At 71.4% G+C, this 15,274-nt stretch carries 13 protein-coding genes; 9 read left to right on the top strand and 4 right to left on the bottom strand.

Translation table 11 applies throughout. From position 1 onward, the window contains the following. Nucleotides 1–55 precede the first annotated feature (55 nt). Both meaB and ACFUJR_RS11115 read right to left on the bottom strand, forming a co-directional pair. Entirely contained in the window at nucleotides 56–1,012 is a 957-nt protein-coding gene (gene meaB, locus ACFUJR_RS11110) for a methylmalonyl Co-A mutase-associated GTPase MeaB (protein ID WP_383177276.1), read from the bottom strand. A gap of 26 nt (nucleotides 1,013–1,038) precedes the next feature. Continuing rightward, entirely contained in the window at nucleotides 1,039–2,241 is a 1,203-nt protein-coding gene (locus ACFUJR_RS11115) for an acetyl-CoA C-acetyltransferase (protein ID WP_383177274.1), read from the bottom strand. Between the two features lie 137 nt (nucleotides 2,242–2,378). Between ACFUJR_RS11115 and mce the strand changes: the two genes are divergently transcribed. The 7 genes from mce (at nucleotide 2,379) to ACFUJR_RS11150 (ending at nucleotide 12,198) form a co-directional block, all read left to right on the top strand. Then, nucleotides 2,379–2,819 carry a methylmalonyl-CoA epimerase gene (gene mce, locus ACFUJR_RS11120; RefSeq protein ID WP_383177272.1) on the top strand — a complete coding sequence of 147 codons (441 nt, stop codon included), beginning with the start codon at nucleotides 2,379–2,381 and terminating at the stop codon, nucleotides 2,817–2,819. Between the two features lie 174 nt (nucleotides 2,820–2,993). Next, a complete protein-coding gene (gene scy / locus ACFUJR_RS11125; RefSeq protein ID WP_383177269.1) occupies nucleotides 2,994–7,274 on the top strand; it encodes a polarized growth protein Scy in 4,281 nt (1,426 codons plus the stop codon). 114 nt (nucleotides 7,275–7,388) lie between these two features. Next, nucleotides 7,389–8,327 carry a cellulose-binding protein gene (locus ACFUJR_RS11130; protein WP_158990544.1) on the top strand — a complete coding sequence of 313 codons (939 nt, stop codon included), beginning with the start codon at nucleotides 7,389–7,391 and terminating at the stop codon, nucleotides 8,325–8,327. 100 nt (nucleotides 8,328–8,427) lie between these two features. Next, nucleotides 8,428–9,393, top strand: a complete 966-nt coding sequence (locus ACFUJR_RS11135) for an ABC transporter ATP-binding protein (RefSeq protein WP_383177266.1) — start codon at nucleotides 8,428–8,430, stop codon at nucleotides 9,391–9,393. Between the two features lie 3 nt (nucleotides 9,394–9,396). Next, the gene (locus ACFUJR_RS11140) at nucleotides 9,397–10,176 is read left to right on the top strand and encodes an ABC transporter permease (RefSeq protein ID WP_383177263.1); all 780 of its coding nucleotides are present in this window, start codon (nucleotides 9,397–9,399) and stop codon (nucleotides 10,174–10,176) included. A 124-nt stretch (nucleotides 10,177–10,300) separates the two neighbouring features. Continuing rightward, nucleotides 10,301–11,386: an ABC transporter ATP-binding protein gene (locus ACFUJR_RS11145; protein WP_383177260.1), complete on the top strand. Its 1,086-nt coding sequence runs from the start codon at nucleotides 10,301–10,303 to the stop codon at nucleotides 11,384–11,386. Then, the gene (locus tag ACFUJR_RS11150; protein WP_383177257.1) at nucleotides 11,383–12,198 is read left to right on the top strand and encodes an ABC transporter permease subunit; all 816 of its coding nucleotides are present in this window, start codon (nucleotides 11,383–11,385) and stop codon (nucleotides 12,196–12,198) included. The genes ACFUJR_RS11145 and ACFUJR_RS11150 overlap by 4 nt, the downstream gene beginning before the upstream one ends. A 65-nt stretch (nucleotides 12,199–12,263) precedes the next feature. On the opposite strand, the gene ACFUJR_RS11155 is transcribed toward ACFUJR_RS11150, so the two are convergent. Further along, a complete protein-coding gene (locus tag ACFUJR_RS11155; protein ID WP_383177255.1) occupies nucleotides 12,264–12,590 on the bottom strand; it encodes an ATP/GTP-binding protein in 327 nt (108 codons plus the stop codon). Nucleotides 12,591–12,791: 201 nt separating this feature from the next. On the opposite strand from ACFUJR_RS11155, the gene ACFUJR_RS11160 reads away from it, so the two are divergent. Next, nucleotides 12,792–13,826: an LLM class flavin-dependent oxidoreductase gene (locus ACFUJR_RS11160; protein WP_383177252.1), complete on the top strand. Its 1,035-nt coding sequence runs from the start codon at nucleotides 12,792–12,794 to the stop codon at nucleotides 13,824–13,826. 129 nt (nucleotides 13,827–13,955) lie between these two features. Here ACFUJR_RS11160 and ACFUJR_RS11165 read toward each other — a convergent pair whose 3' ends face one another. Further along, nucleotides 13,956–14,348 carry an SCO5389 family protein gene (locus ACFUJR_RS11165; protein ID WP_383177249.1) on the bottom strand — a complete coding sequence of 131 codons (393 nt, stop codon included), beginning with the start codon at nucleotides 14,346–14,348 and terminating at the stop codon, nucleotides 13,956–13,958. A 228-nt stretch (nucleotides 14,349–14,576) separates the two neighbouring features. Between ACFUJR_RS11165 and nucS the strand changes: the two genes are divergently transcribed. Continuing rightward, nucleotides 14,577–15,248, top strand: a complete 672-nt coding sequence (gene nucS, locus ACFUJR_RS11170) for an endonuclease NucS (protein ID WP_383177246.1) — start codon at nucleotides 14,577–14,579, stop codon at nucleotides 15,246–15,248. Nucleotides 15,249–15,274: the final 26 nt, after the last annotated feature.

Consider the following 15,274-nt stretch of genomic DNA (forward strand, 5'->3'; position numbering starts at 1 on the left):
CCACCAGGCCCGCCCGGCGGCGCGGTCGTGTCACGGCCTCCCGGCCTTGAGGCCGTCAGGACTCCGTCAGGCCCGCCACCAGTTCGTCCGCCGCGCGGTACGGGTCCAGTTCGCCCGCCACGATGCGCTCCGCCAGCGCGTCCAGACGGCGGTCGCCGTGGAGGTCGCCGATACGGGCGCGCAGCGCCGTGACCGCGATCGTCTCGACCTCGTGCGCCGAGCGCGTCCGGCGGCGCTCCGCCAGGACCCCGTGCTCCTCCATCCACGCGCGGTGCTTCTCCAGAGCCTCGACGACCTCGTCGATGCCCTCGCCCCGCGCCGCGACCGTCTTCACGATCGGCGGCCGCCAGTCACCGGGGCCGCGCGCCTCGCCCAGGCCCAGCATGTGGTTCAGCTCGCGGGCCGTCGCGTCCGCGCCGTCCCGGTCCGCCTTGTTCACCACGTACACGTCGCCGATCTCCAGGATGCCCGCCTTCGCGGCCTGGATCCCGTCGCCCATCCCCGGAGCGAGGAGCACCACGGACGTGTCCGCCTGGGAGGCGATCTCGACCTCCGACTGCCCGACTCCGACGGTCTCGACGAGGACGACGTCGCAACCGGCCGCGTCCAGGACCCGGATCGCCTGGGGCGCCGCCCAGGCGAGCCCGCCCAGGTGGCCGCGGGTGGCCATCGAGCGGATGTAGACGCCCGGGTCGGAGGCGTGCTCCGACATCCGGACCCGGTCGCCGAGCAGCGCTCCCCCACTGAACGGGGACGAGGGGTCGACGGCCAGGACGCCGACCCGCTTGCCCGCCCGCCGGTACGCGGAGACCAGCGCCGACGTCGACGTGGACTTGCCCACGCCGGGCGAGCCCGTCAGGCCCACCACGTACGCGCCGCCGGTCAGCGGCGCGAGCGCCGCCATCACCTCGCGCAGCTGCGGGGACGCCCCCTCCACGAGTGAGATCAGCCGGGCCACGGCGCGCGGCCGGCCCTCCCGTGCCTGGGCGACCAGTTCGGGGACGTCCACCATTGCCGATGCTCCTTGCTTGACGGGAACTACTTGCCGGGTACGCGAACGATCAGAGCGTCGCCCTGACCGCCGCCGCCGCACAGCGCTGCCGCGCCGACGCCGCCGCCGCGCCGCTTGAGCTCCAGGGCGAGGTGCAGCACCACACGGGCGCCGGACATGCCGATGGGGTGGCCCAGGGCGATCGCGCCACCGTTGACGTTCACCTTTTCCGGGGTGACGCCCAGGTCCTTCATCGACTGGTGGGCGACCGCGGCGAACGCCTCGTTGATCTCGATCAGGTCGAGGTCCTCGACGCCGAGGCCCTCCTTCTTCAGGGCGTGCTGGATCGCGTTGGCCGGCTGCGACTGCAGCGAGTTGTCCGGGCCCGCGACATTGCCGTGGGCGCCGATCTCGGCGATCCACTCCAGGCCCAGCTCCTCGGCCTTCGCCTTGCTCATGACGACGACCGCGGCGGCGCCGTCGGAGATCTGCGAGGAGGTGCCGGCGGTGATGGTGCCGTCCTTGGCGAAGGCCGGGCGCAGCTTGCCGAGCGACTCGGCGGTCGTCTCGGCGCGGATGCCCTCGTCCTTGGAGAAGATGACCGGGTCGCCCTTGCGCTGCGGGATCTCGACCGGGGTGATCTCGGCCTCGAAGATGCCGTTCTTCTGCGCGGCGGCGGCGCGCTGGTGCGACAGCGCGGCGATCTCGTCCTGCTCGGGGCGCTTGATGCCCAGGTGGGTGTTGTGCTTCTCCGTGGACTCGCCCATGGCGACGTTCTCGAAGGCGTCGGTGAGACCGTCGTACGCCATCGCGTCGAGCATCTCGATCGCGCCGTACTTGAAGCCCTCGCGGGACTTCGGCAGCAGGTGCGGGGCGTTGGTCATCGACTCCTGGCCGCCGGCGACGACCACGTCGAACTCACCCGCGCGGATCAGCTGGTCGGCCAGGGCGATGGCGTCCAGACCGGACAGACACACCTTGTTGATGGTGAGAGCCGGGACGTTCATCGGGATGCCGGCCTTGACGGCGGCCTGACGGGCGGGGATCTGGCCGGCGCCCGCCTGGAGCACCTGCCCCATGATCACGTACTGCACCTGGTCGCCGCCGATGCCGGCCCGGTCGAGCGCGGCCTTGATGGCGAAGCCGCCCAGGTCGGCGCCGGAGAAGGACTTGAGGGAGCCGAGCAGACGGCCCATGGGCGTGCGGGCGCCCGCGACGATCACTGAGGTGGTACCGGTCGTTCCAGACATGAGGCACAGCCCCTTGGGATGAGGAGTGAACGAGGGTTTACCGCCAATGTACTGAGCGGTGCCGTACGCGGTCACCGGCCTGCCGGTGTGACGGCGCGCACGTTGCGTAACCATCCCCCTGGCGTTGCACTGGAGTAATGCTGACGCGAATCGACCACATCGGGATCGCCTGTTTCGACCTCGACAAGACTGTCGAGTTCTACCGTGCGACCTACGGTTTCGAGGTGTTCCACTCCGAGGTGAACGAGGAGCAGGGCGTCCGCGAGGCCATGCTCAAGATCAACGAGACCTCCGACGGCGGAGCCTCGTACCTCCAGCTCCTCGAGCCCACCCGCGAGGACTCCGCGGTGGGCAAGTGGCTGGCCAAGAACGGCGAGGGGGTCCACCACATCGCCTTCGGCACGGCAGACGTCGACAGTGCCGCCGGTGACATCCGTTCCAAGGGCGTCCGGGTCCTCTACGACGAGCCCAGGACCGGCTCCATGGGCTCCCGTATCACCTTCCTCCACCCCAAGGACTGCCACGGCGTACTGACCGAACTGGTCACGTCCGCTGACCCCTCCTCAGCGGAGCACTGACCTCCGGATTCCTGGCCCGGTAGAGTGGGCGACTCCGGGCCGGGGCCGGTCGGTGCCGCATGCCATGCGGCGTCGTAGTCGGGGTATCCGATCTGCCACGATTCCCGGGGGGCCGTTCTCCGCGGAACGGTGCTCGTTGGAGTGTTGCGACCAGGGGACGGATGGGACCGCGCAGTGCGGGGCTACGAACGCCAGGAGAGCCACCGAGCTGAAGACGACCATCTTTCGCGGTTCGAAGCCGAGATGGACCGGCTGAAGACCGAGCGGGAGAAGGCCGTCCAGCACGCCGAGGACCTCGGTTACCAGGTCGAGGTGTTGCGCGCCAAGCTCCATGAGGCGCGGCGCACCATCGCGTCCCGTCCCGCCTACGACAGCGCGGACATCGGCTACCAGGCCGAGCAGATGCTGCGCAACGCGCAGATCCAGGCCGACCAGCTCCGCCAGGACGCCGAGCGCGAGCTGCGCGACGCCCGCGCCCAGACCCAGCGCATCCTCCAGGAGCACGCCGAGCACCAGGCCCGGCTCCAGGCCGAGCTGCACGCCGAGGCCGTCCAGCGCCGCCAGCGCCTGGACCAGGAGCTGGCGGAGCGCCGCCAGACCGTCGAGGCGCACGTCAACGAGAACGTGGCCTGGGCCGAGCAGCTGCGCGCCCGCACGGAGTCGCAGGCCCGCCGCCTGATGGAGGAGTCCCGCGCCGAGGCCGAGCAGGCGCTCGCCGGCGCGCGCGCCGAGGCCACCCGCCTGGCGGAGGAGACCCGGCAGCGGGTCGGTTCGGAGGCGGAGGCCGCCCGTGCCGAGGCGGAAGCGATTCTGCTGCGCGCCCGCAGGGACGCCGAGCGGCTTCTGAACGCCGCGTCCACCCAGGCGCAGGAGGCCACCAGCCACGCCGAGCGGCTGCGCTCCTCGACCAGCGCCGAGACCGAGCAGGCCCGGCAGCAGGCCACCGAGCTGTCCCGCGCCGCCGAGCAGCGGATGCAGGAGGCCGAGCTCCGGCTGCGCGAGGCCCGCGCCGAGGCCGAGAAGGCGCTCGCCGAGGCCAAGGAGGCGGCGGCCAGGCAGCTCTCCTCCGCGGAGTCCGTCAACGAGCAGCGCACCCGTACGGCGAAGGCGGAGATCGCCCGGCTCGTCGCCGAGGCGACGAAGGAGGCCGAGACCCTCAAGGGCGAGGCCGAGGAGAAGCTGCGCGAGGCCACCGCCGAGGCCGAGAAGCTGGTCTCGGAGGCCTCGGACAAGGCCCGTACGGTCGCGGCCGAGGACTCGGCCGCCGCGCTCGCCAAGGCGGCCCGTACCGCCGAGGAGGTCCTCACCAAGGCGTCCGAGGACGCCCAGGCGACCACCCGCAAGGCCTCCGAGGAGGCCGAGCGGATCCGCCGCGAGGCGGAGGCGGAGGCCGACCGGCTGCGCAACCGGGCGGAGGAGCAGGCCGACGAGCTGCTCGGGTCGGCGAAGGACGACACCAAGGAGTACCGCGCCAAGACCGTCGAGCTGCAGGAGGAGGCGCGCCGGCTGCGCGGCGAGGCCGAGCAGCTGCGGGCCGAGGCGATCGCCGAGGGCGAGAAGATCCGCGGCGAGGCCAGGCGTGAGGCCGTCGGCCAGATCGAGGAGGCGGCCAGCACCGCCGAGGAGCTGCTGACCAAGGCCCGTACCGACGCCGACGAGCTCCGCGCGAGCGCGGGCGCCGAGGGCGAGCGGGTCCGCTCGGAGGCCATGGAGCGCGCCCAGACACTGCGCGCCCAGGCCGAGGAGACCCTGGAGCGCACCCGCGCCGAGGCCGAGCGGATGCGGGCCGAGGCCGAGGAGCAGGCCGAGTCGGTCAAGGAGGCGGCCGAGCGGACCGCCGCCGAGCTGCGCGAGGAGGCCGGGCGGGCCGCCCGGGCGCGGCAAGCGGAGGCGGCCGAGGAGCTGTCCCGGCTGCGCACCGAGGCCGAGACCCGGGTCGAGAGCGCCGAGCGAACGCTGACCGACGCGCGCGCCGAGAGCGAGCGGCTCCGGCGCGAGGCCGTCGAGGAGACCGAGCGGCTCCGTACGGAGGCCGCCGAGCGGATCCGTACGCTCCAGGCGCAGGCCGAGCAGGAGGCCGAGCGGCTCCGTACGGAGGCGGCGTCGGACGCGTCCACGTCGCGCGCCGAGGCGGAGGCCGCGGCGGTACGACTGCGGACGGAGGCGTCGACGGAGGCCGAGCGGCTGAAGTCGGAGGCCCAGGAGACCGCGGACCGGGTCCGCGCCGAGGCCGCGGCCGCCGCCGAGCGGGTGGCCGCCGAGGCCGCCGAGGCGCTGGCCGCCGCGCAGGAGGAGGCCAACCGGCGGCGCCGGGAGGCCGACGAGACGCTGGAGTCGGCCCGTTCCGAGGCCGGCCGGGAGCGCGAGCACGCCCGTGAGCAGTCCGAGGAGCTCCTCGCCTCCGCCCGTAAGCGGGTCGAGGAGGCGCAGACCGAGGCGCAGCGGCTGGTCGAGGAGGCGGACCGGCGGGCCACGGAGATGGTGTCCGCGGCCGAGCAGACGGCCAAGGAGGTACGGGACTCCGTCGCCGGTCTCCAGGAGCAGGCCGAGGAGGAGATCGCCGGGCTGCGCAGCGCGGCCGAGCACGCGGCGGAGCGCACCCGCACCGAGGCGCAGGAGGAGGCGGACCGGGTCCGCGCCGACGCGTACGAGGAGCGGGAGCGGGCCACCGAGGACGCCAACCGCGTCCGGGCACGCGCCCAGGAGGAGACCGAGGCCGCGAAGTCGCTGGCCGAGCGGACGGTCGCGGACGCGATCGCCCAGTCGGAGAAGCTGCGTACGGACACGGCCGAGTACGCCCAGCGGGTACGGACGGAGGCGTCGGACGCGCTGGGGTCGGCCGAGCAGGACGCGGCCCGGACCCGTGCGGACGCCCGCGAGGACGCCAACCGGATCCGTTCCGAGGCGGCGGCGGAGTCCGAGCGGCTGACCGCCGAGGCCGAGGAGCTGGTGACGCTCGCCCGCGCCGAGGGCGACCAGATCCTGGACGAGTCCCGCAAGGCGGCCGACAAGCGGCGCGCGGACGCGGCCGAGCAGGCGGACTCGCTCATCAGCGAGGCCACGAGCGAGGCGGAGCGGCTGACGGCCGAGGCGGACGCGCTGCGCACCGAGGCCGAGCAGCTGAAGACGGACGGCGAGGCGCACGCGCAGGCGCTGCGGGTGGCCGCGCTCGCCGACGGCGAGCGGGTCCTCGACGAGGCCCGCAAGGCCGCCGACAAGCGGCGTACGGACGCGGCCGAGCAGGCCGACGCGATCACCGCCGAGGCGGTGGCCCTCCTCGAGTCCACCGAGCAGGACGCGCTGCGGATCCGGGCCGAGGCCGAGCAGGTCAAGGCGGAGGGCGAGGCCGAGGCGGAGGCGCTGCGGGCCGCCGCGCGCGCGGACGGCGAGCGGGTCCTCGACGAGGCCCGCAAGGCCGCCGACAAGCGGCGCGCGGACGCGGCCGAGCAGGCGGACTCGCTCATCACCGAGGCCAGGAGCGAGGCCGAGCGGATCACGACCGAGGCGTCCGACGAGGTGGAGCGGCTCCGGGCCGAGGGCGCCGAGAACGTGCGCCAGGCCCAGCAGGCCGCCGAGCGGATCCGGTCGGAGGCCGAGCGGGTCAAGGCCGACGCCGAGGCGGCCGCGGAGCAGATGCGTGCCGAGGCGCGCGAGGAGGCCGACCGTACGCTCGACGAGGCGCGCGAGGCCGGTGCCAAGCGCCGTTCGGACGCGGCCGAGCAGGCGGACCAGCTGATGGCGAAGGCCCAGGAGGAGGCGCTGCGCGCCACCACAGAGGCCGAGTCGCAGGCCGACACGATGGTCGGCGCGGCCCGTCAGGAGGCAGACCGGATCGTGGCCGAGGCGACGGTCGAGGGCAACTCGCTCGTCGAGAAGGCCCGTACGGACGCGGACGAGCTCCTGGTGGGCGCGCGCAGCGACGCGACGGCCATAAGGGAGCGGGCGGAGGAGCTGCGGGCCCGCGTCGAGGGCGAGATCGAGGAGCTGCACGAGCGGGCGCGACGCGAGACGGCCGAGCAGATGAAGACGGCCGGCGAGCGCGTCGACAAGCTGGTGAAGGCCGCCGAGGAGCAGCGGGCCGAGGCCGAGGAGAAGTCCAAGGAGATGCTCTCCGAAGCGAGTTCGGAGGCGAGCAAGGTCCGCATCGCCGCGGTGAGGAAGGCCGAGGCGCTGCTCAAGGAGGCCGAGCAGAAGAAGGCCTCACTGGTCGCGGAGGCGGAGAAGGTCAAGGGGGAGGCCGAGCGCGAGGCCGAGGAGATGATCTCCGAGGGCCGGCGCGAGCTGGACGTCCTGGTGCGCAGGCGCGAGGACATCAATGCGGAGATCTCCCGTGTCCAGGACGTCCTGGAGGCGTTGGAGTCTTTCGAGGCGCCGTCCGCGGGAACGAAGGAGGGGGTCAAGGCGGGTGTTCCGGCAGGAGCAACACGTTCGAGTGGCAAGTCCTCCGAGGGCTAGCCACTCAAAAGGCTGGACATTCTCCATATCAAACGGGCATCCGCTCGATGACACGCCGCTTCGGCCCCTAGGATTCCCCCTAACACCTCACCGGTCTCATTCGACAGGAACCCCATGAGCGACACTTCCTCCCCCTTCGGCTTCGAGCTCGTGCGGCGTGGTTACGACCGCGGTCAGGTGGACGACCGCATTACCAAGCTCGTCGCCGACCGTGACAGTGCTCTGGCCCGAATCACCTCGCTGGAAAAGCGCATCGAGGAACTCCACCTCGAGACGCAGAACGCCCAGGCCCAGGTCACCGACGCCGAGCCGTCGTACGCCGGCCTCGGCGCCCGCGTCGAGAAGATCCTCCGGCTGGCCGAGGAGGAGGCGAAGGACCTGCGTGAGGAGGCCCGTCGCGCCGCCGAGCAGCACCGCGAGCTGGCCGAGTCGGCCGCCCAGCAGGTGCGCAACGACGCCGAGTCGTTCGCCGCGGAGCGCAAGGCGAAGGCCGAGGACGAGGGCGTTCGGATCGTCGAGAAGGCGCAGGGCGAGGCCAACTCGCTGCGTGCCGAGGCCCAGAAGGACGCGCAGTCCAAGCGCGAGGAGGCGGACGCCCTCTTCGAGGAGACCCGGGCCAAGGCCGCCCAGGCCGCCGCGGACTTCGAGACCAACCTGGCCAAGCGCCGGGAGCAGTCGGAGCGCGACCTGGCCTCGCGTCAGGCCAAGGCCGAGAAGCGCCTCGCCGAGATCGAGCACCGCGCCGAGCAGCTCCGTCTGGAGGCCGAGAAGCTGCGTACGGACGCGGAGCGCCGGGCCCGCCAGACGGTGGAGACCGCGCAGCGCCAGGCCGAGGACATCGTGGCCGACGCGAACGCCAAGGCCGACCGGATCCGCTCGGAATCGGAGCGCGAGCTGGCGGCGCTGACGAACCGCCGGGACTCGATCAACGCGCAGCTGACCAACGTCCGCGAGATGCTGGCGACGCTGACCGGTGCCGCCGTCGCGGCCGCCGGTTCCCCGATCGACGACGAGCCGGCCACCCGTGGTGTCCCGGCGCAGCAGACCCGTTGATCGCTCCGGTCCCCCCGGTCCGGTAACCGGAACGCGAACTCCCACAAAACCCTCCGCCATTCCAGTGGCGGAGGGTTTTGTGCACCCGTAGCGTGGGCGCATGATCGAGCTCGAAGGCCTGACGAAACGGTTCGGAACGAAGACGGCGGTCGACCGCCTCTCCTTCCAGGTGCGGCCCGGTGTGGTCACCGGCTTCCTGGGGCCGAACGGCGCGGGCAAGTCGACGACGATGCGCATGATGCTCGATCTGGACAACCCGACCAGCGGTACGGTCCGGATCGACGGCAAGCACTACCGCGAGCTCCAGGAGCCGTTGAAGTACATCGGCGCGCTCCTGGACGCCAAGGCGATGCACGGCGGCCGGTCGGCGTACAACAATCTGCTCTGCCTCGCCCAGTCGAACCGCATTCCGGAGAGGCGGGTCGGCGAGGTCCTGGATCTGGTCGGTCTGACGGCGGTCGCGCGGAAGAAGTCGAAGGGCTTCTCCCTGGGCATGGGCCAACGGCTGGGAATCGCCTCGGCGCTGCTCGGCGATCCCGAGATCCTGATGTTCGACGAACCCGTCAATGGTCTGGACCCCGAGGGAATTCACTGGATCCGCAATCTGATGAAGGCGCTCGCGTCCGAAGGGCGGACGATCTTCGTTTCCAGCCATCTGATGAGTGAAATGGCTCTGACGGCGGATCATCTCATCGTGATCGGGCAGGGCAGGCTGCTGGCCGACACGACGATGGCCGATTTCATCCACCAGAATTCGCGGAGCTATGTACGGCTCCGTTCGCCGCAGCAGGAGCGGCTGCGGGACATCCTCCACGCCAACGGCTTCACCCCCGTGGAGGCGGGTAACGGCACGCTGGAGGTGGACGGCACCACGACCGAGAAGCTCGGTGAACTGGCCGCCGAGCACGGGCTCGTCCTGCACGAGCTGAGCTCCCAGCGCGCCTCCCTGGAGGAGGCGTTCATGCAGATGACCGCGGGCGCGGTGGAGTACCACGCGCACGGCACGGACGTACACGGGGCGGACGCGCCCGGCCCCCGCTGGGGCGACACCACCAAGGGAGCCTGAACGATGGCAGCGGTATCGGCGGTCCTCCAGTCGGAGTGGACCAAGATCCGGACGGTCTCGTCGACGGTCTGGACCCTGGCGAGCGCGCTCCTGGTGACGGTGGCGATGAGCGCGGCCCTCTGCGCCCTGCTGAAGTCGACCTTCGACGACCTCTCGGAGGCCGAGCAGGCGACCTTCGACCCGACCTTCGTCAGTTTCTCCGGGATGGTGCTCGGGCAGCTGGCGATGGTGGTCTTCGGTGTCCTCGTCGTCGGCACCGAGTACAGCTCCGGCATGATCCGTACGTCTCTGGCGGCCGTCCCGCAGCGGGCGACGTTCCTCTTCTCCAAGATCGCGGTGGCCGGGGCGCTCGCCCTGGTGGTGGGCCTGGCGACCAGCTTCCTGTCGTTCTTCCTCGGGCAGGCGCTCCTGGGCGAGCACCGCACGTCCCTCGGCGCGGACAACGTGCTGCGGGCGGTCGTCGGCGGTGGGCTCTACATGGGGCTGATCGCGCTCTTCTCGATGGGTGTGGCGGCGATGCTGCGCTCCTCGATGCTCTCCCTCGGCATCCTGGTGCCGTTCTTCTTCCTGGTCTCGCAGATCCTCTCCGCGGTGCCGAAGGCCAAGGAGGTGGCGCTCTACTTCCCCGACCAGGCCGGATCGAAGATCATGCAGGTCCTTCCGGACGCCATGAACACGGACGAGGCGCCGTACGGTCCGTGGGGCGGCCTGGGGATCATGCTGATCTGGGTGGCGGCCGCGCTGCTCGGCGGCTACCTGGTGATGAAGAAGCGGGACGCGTAGCGCGTACATGACGATCCAGGCTTCGCCGGAACCGTCAACGGCTGGATAAGCTCCTAGCTCATACGGGGGTTCCGGCCCAGGAGGCCACGACCCCGACGACCTGACCTGTCGATGGGGCTGGAGAATGATCGAGGCAGTCGGCCTGACGAAGCGCTACGGCGCCAAGACGGCCGTGTACAACCTTTCCTTCCACGTGCGGCCGGGCACCGTCACCGGCTTCCTCGGCCCCAACGGTTCCGGCAAGTCGACGACGATGCGCATGATCCTGGGGCTCGACCGGCCGACGTCGGGACACGTCACGATCGGCGGCCATCCGTTCCGGCAGCTGCCGAACGCGCCCCGCCAGGTGGGTGCGCTGCTCGACGCCAAGGCCGTGCACGGCGGGCGGAGCGCCCGCAGCCATCTGCTGTCGCTCGCCCAGCTCGCCGGGATCCCGGCACAGCGGGTCGACGAGGTCCTCGGGGTCGTCGGCCTCCAGGATGTCGCCAAGCGCCGCTCCAAGGGCTTCTCGCTGGGTATGGGGCAGCGGCTCGGCATCGCCGCCGCGCTGCTCGGGGACCCGCAGGTGCTGCTCTTCGACGAGCCGGTCAACGGTCTCGACCCCGAGGGCATCCTCTGGGTCCGGAACCTGATGAAGAAGCTCGCCTCCGAGGGCCGGACCGTCTTCGTCTCCAGCCACCTCATGAGCGAGATGGCGCTGACCGCCGACCATCTGATCGTGATCGGCCGTGGCCAGCTCATGGCCGACATGAGCGTCAAGGACTTCATCTCGGCGAACTCGGCGGACTTCGCCCGGGTGCGCACCCCGCAGACGGAGCCCCAGCAGCGCGAGAAGCTGACGGCCGCGCTCACCGAGGCGGGCGGCCGGGTGATGTCCGAGCCGGACGGCGCGCTGCGCGTGACCGGTCTGCCACTGCCGCGGATCAGCGACCTGGCCCACGACGCGGACGTACGGCTCTGGGAGCTGTCCCCGCACCAGGCCTCGCTGGAGGAGGCGTACATGCGGCTGACGCAGGGCGCCGTCGACTACCGGTCGACCGACGACCAGCTGGCCCATCTCCAGCAGCCGCAGCCGCACCACTTCCAGCAGCCGGCCCAGCCGGTGGTGCCGGACGTCCCGCAGCAGGGCTGGTACGCCCCGCCGCCGCCCGGACAGAACCCGTACGCGACACAGAGCGAGAACGCCGAGAACGCCGAGGACGCCCGATGACCACCCCCGCCCCCTACTCGTACGTCTCCCCCATCCCCGCGCGCAAGGCGCACCTGGGGGACGCGCTCGCCTCGGAGTGGACCAAGATCCGTTCCCTGCGCTCCACGATGTGGACGCTGGGGGTGATGCTGCTGCTGATGCTGGGCGTCGGCCTCGGCGTCGCCGCGATCGTGGCGGCCTCGGAGGTGGCGACCGAGAACGAGTCGGCGCTCGGCCTCGGCTTCTTCGGCGTGCTTCTCGGCTCGATCTGCGTGATCACGCTGGGCGTGCTGACCATCGCCTCCGAGTACGGCACGGGCATGATCCGCACCACGCTGACCGCCTGCCCCAGCCGCTCCCGGGTGCTGACGGCGAAGGCGATCGTCTTCTTCCTGCTGGTGTTCACGGTCACCACGGTCACGTCGGCGGTGGTCGCCTTCGCGCAGGTGTCGATGGTGACCGCGCCCGATCCGACCACGGCCGAGTGGCTGCGGGCCACGGTCGGCGTGGGCCTGTTCCTCGCGCTGCTCGGCCTCTTCTCGCTGGCCGTCGGCGCGATCATCCGGCACTCGGCGGGCGCGATCACGATCATGATCGGTGTGCTGCTGCTGCCGCTGGTGGCCGCCTTCTTCATGTTCTCGGAGTCGCTGGCCTCGGTGCAGGAGTGGCTGCTGGAGTACGCGGTGCCGAGCCAGCTCATCGCGCTGTACGCTGGCCGGCCCACCGTGGGCGAGTCCGGTCCGGCGGGCTGGGAGCCGGTGTGGATCCTGCTGGGCGTCACTGCGGCGGCGATGACCGGCGCGTACGCCCTGCTGAACCGCCGGGACGTCTGACCCTGTGGCCCGAGAGCCGGGACGTGTGACCCTGTGGCCCGAGAGCCGGTAGGTGTGACCCGGGGCTAGTACCTCGGCGCGTTACGGGACCGCTGCACCCGCGTGGTGCGGCGGTCCTTCGCGCTCCAGCAGGCCTTGTGCCAGTGGCGGCGGTCGTCCACTCCCCCGTACTCCGGCCACGCCACCACGTGCGGCGCGCCCCCGGGGATCTCCTGGTCGCAGCCGGGGCAGCGGTAGCGCTTGCCGGGGGCGCTCGCGCCGGCCACGTGCCGGACGAGCCACTCCTCGCCCTGCCAGTTCTCGCTGCGCTGCGACCCGCCGTACCGGTCGCCCGACTCGCCCTGACGATCGGGCTTCTCGCCGCCCTGGGGGCGGTTGCGACGGGGGGACACGTAATCACCTCACGGGACCGGGGACACACGGAACGTTCTCTCCAGCCTACGGGCCGCGACGGAGTGGCCCTTCCACCCCTCCGAGCCGGATCAGCGGACAATCGCAAGAACTTCGGCGGAGGCCGTTGCCTTTGGCACGTGTCAGACGTTGTTGCCAGTACGAGGGGGAGAAACGCGTCGGCCGCAAGGAGGCAGAAGGCGATGCGCGTGGGTACGTTTGTTCTGGCCGCCCAGTTCCCGGGCCAGGGTCAGGGCGAGGCACTGCACCGGGCGGTGCGGACCGCCGAGGTGGTCGAGGAGTCGGGGCTCGACTCCGTCTGGCTCGCCGAGCACCACTTCGTTCCGTACGGCGTCTGTCCGTCGGCCGTGACCCTGGCGGCGCTGCTCCTGGGACGCACGCGCCGGATCCGGGTCGGTACGGCGGTCAGTGTGCTGCCGACGGTCCACCCGGTCGCCCTGGGCGAGCAGGCCGCCCTGCTCCATCTGACGTCCGGGGGACGGTTCACGCTCGGCGTGGGCAGAGGCGGTCCGTGGGTCGACCTGGAGGTGTTCGGCGCGGGTCTGCCGGCGTACGAACAGGGTTTCCCGGAGTCGCTCGATCTGCTGCTGCGCTGGCTCACCGAGTCCCGGGTCTCGGCCGAGGGAGAACGATTCGCCTTCCGCGAGGTGGCCGTCGTGCCGCGCCCCGGAGAGCTCATCGGCGGGGACGCTGCGCCCGAGGTGGTTGTCGCCTGCACCTCCCCGAAGAGCGTCGAGCTGGCCGCCCGGCGCGGACTGCCGATGCTCCTCGGGATGCACTGCGGCGACGGGGAGAAGGCCGAGATGGTGGCCGCATGGGAGCGTTTCTCCCGGGACGCGGGCCGCACCCCCGACGAGATCGCGCGGATCGGCGCCGGCCATGTCTCGGCGGGCGTCGTCCAACTCGCGGACGGTCCGCGGGACGCCGCCGAGGCGCTGGTGAAGGCGATGCCCGGCTGGCTGAAGCAGGGGCTCGAAGCCCATGTGACCGTGGACGGCCGGCTTCGCGCGATGCGGGACCCGGTCGCCTACACGGAGCTGCTCTGCGATCTGCACCCGGTCGGCACACCCCGGTTGGCGGCGGACCGGCTCGCGGCGACGGCGGAGCGGACGGGCATCACGCGCTTCGCGCTGCTCGCCGAGGGCACGGGCGATCTCGCGGCCACCGAGGAGAACGTCCGGCGGCTGGGGGCCGAGGTGCTCCCCCTGCTGGTCTGAGTCCATGAGTCGGGTGCGGTGTGCGGTGTGGTGCCGCCGCGCCGGCATCTCTCGCGACGATCGCATCTCGCGACGATCGCATCTCGCGACGATCGCGTCTCCCGCGATGCGGAGCGGCGGCACCGTGCCTCAGCAGTCGCGCAGCTCCGGCGACTGGTTGAGCAGCTGTCCCCGTACGGAGGTGAAGCGGGCGAGCCGGTCGTCGACCGCGGGGTCGAGCGGGAACACCGCCACACGGTGGCAGTTCTGGAAGGCCAGACGCACCCCGAAGTGCCGCTGCAGCGCACCACGAATGGCGTCACTCGCGAGTGCACGCAACAGCTGACCACGTGCCTGCTCGTTCGGCGGCGGCGTCTGGTTGTCGGCGAACTCGCCACCGTCGACCTTCAGCTGGGCCACCAGAGAACTGATCATCTCCCATGCGTAGGGCAGGGAGGTCCGGACGCAGTCGACGAAGTCGGCTTCGTCGACCTCGCCTCGCTCGGCCTGTTCCAACAGCGCCGGTGAGACGTCGAGCGACATGGGTTCTCCTCTCGCGACCCCGATGGACGGGGTCTTACGGGCAGGGATGAAGGACCCCCGTGCGACACGCAGCGTGCACGGACGGCGACCTCCTGTCTCCACGGTAAGCGCGGCGTCCGGAGCGCACCAGGAGAATGGGAGCACAACCGGCCAATAAGTGACGGTCGTCCAGCGGGCGTTAAGAGCCGAATCGCGCGGAAGAGCGTGTGTCTTGTAGCGTTGCCGACCATGCGTCTCGTCATCGCCCGCTGCTCCGTGGACTACGCGGGCCGGCTCACCGCCCACCTGCCCTCCGCTCCCCGTCTGATCCTGGTCAAGGCAGACGGCAGCGTCTCCATCCACGCGGACGACCGCGCGTACAAACCGCTCAACTGGATGTCGCCCCCGTGCACCCTCAAGGAAGGTGCCGACGGAGAGGCCGGCATCTGGACCGTGGTGAACAAAGCGGGCGAGAAACTGATCATCACGATGGAGGAGATCCTCCACGACTCCTCGCACGAACTCGGCGTGGACCCGGGCCTCATCAAGGACGGCGTGGAAGCGCACCTCCAGGAGCTGCTGGCCGACCGCATCGAGACGCTGGGCGAGGGCCACACCCTCATCCGCCGTGAGTACCCGACCGCGATCGGCCCGGTCGACATCCTCTGCCGTAACGCCGAAGGGGCGACGGTCGCGGTGGAGATCAAGCGCCGGGGCGAGATCGACGGTGTGGAGCAGCTGACCCGCTACCTGGAGCTGCTCAACCGCGACCCGCACCTCGCGCCGGTGAAGGGCGTCTTCGCGGCGCAGGAGATCAAGCCGCAGGCGCGGGTGCTCGCGACGGACCGCGGCATCGACTGCGTGGTGCTCGACTACGACGCGATGCGCGGCATCGAGGACGACAAACTGCGGCTGTTCTAGGACGTCTTCAGGACGTACGGATACGT

It is taken from the genome of Streptomyces sp. NPDC057271 (genome assembly GCF_042668715.1).
Classification (GTDB): Bacteria; Actinomycetota; Actinomycetes; order Streptomycetales; family Streptomycetaceae; genus Streptomyces.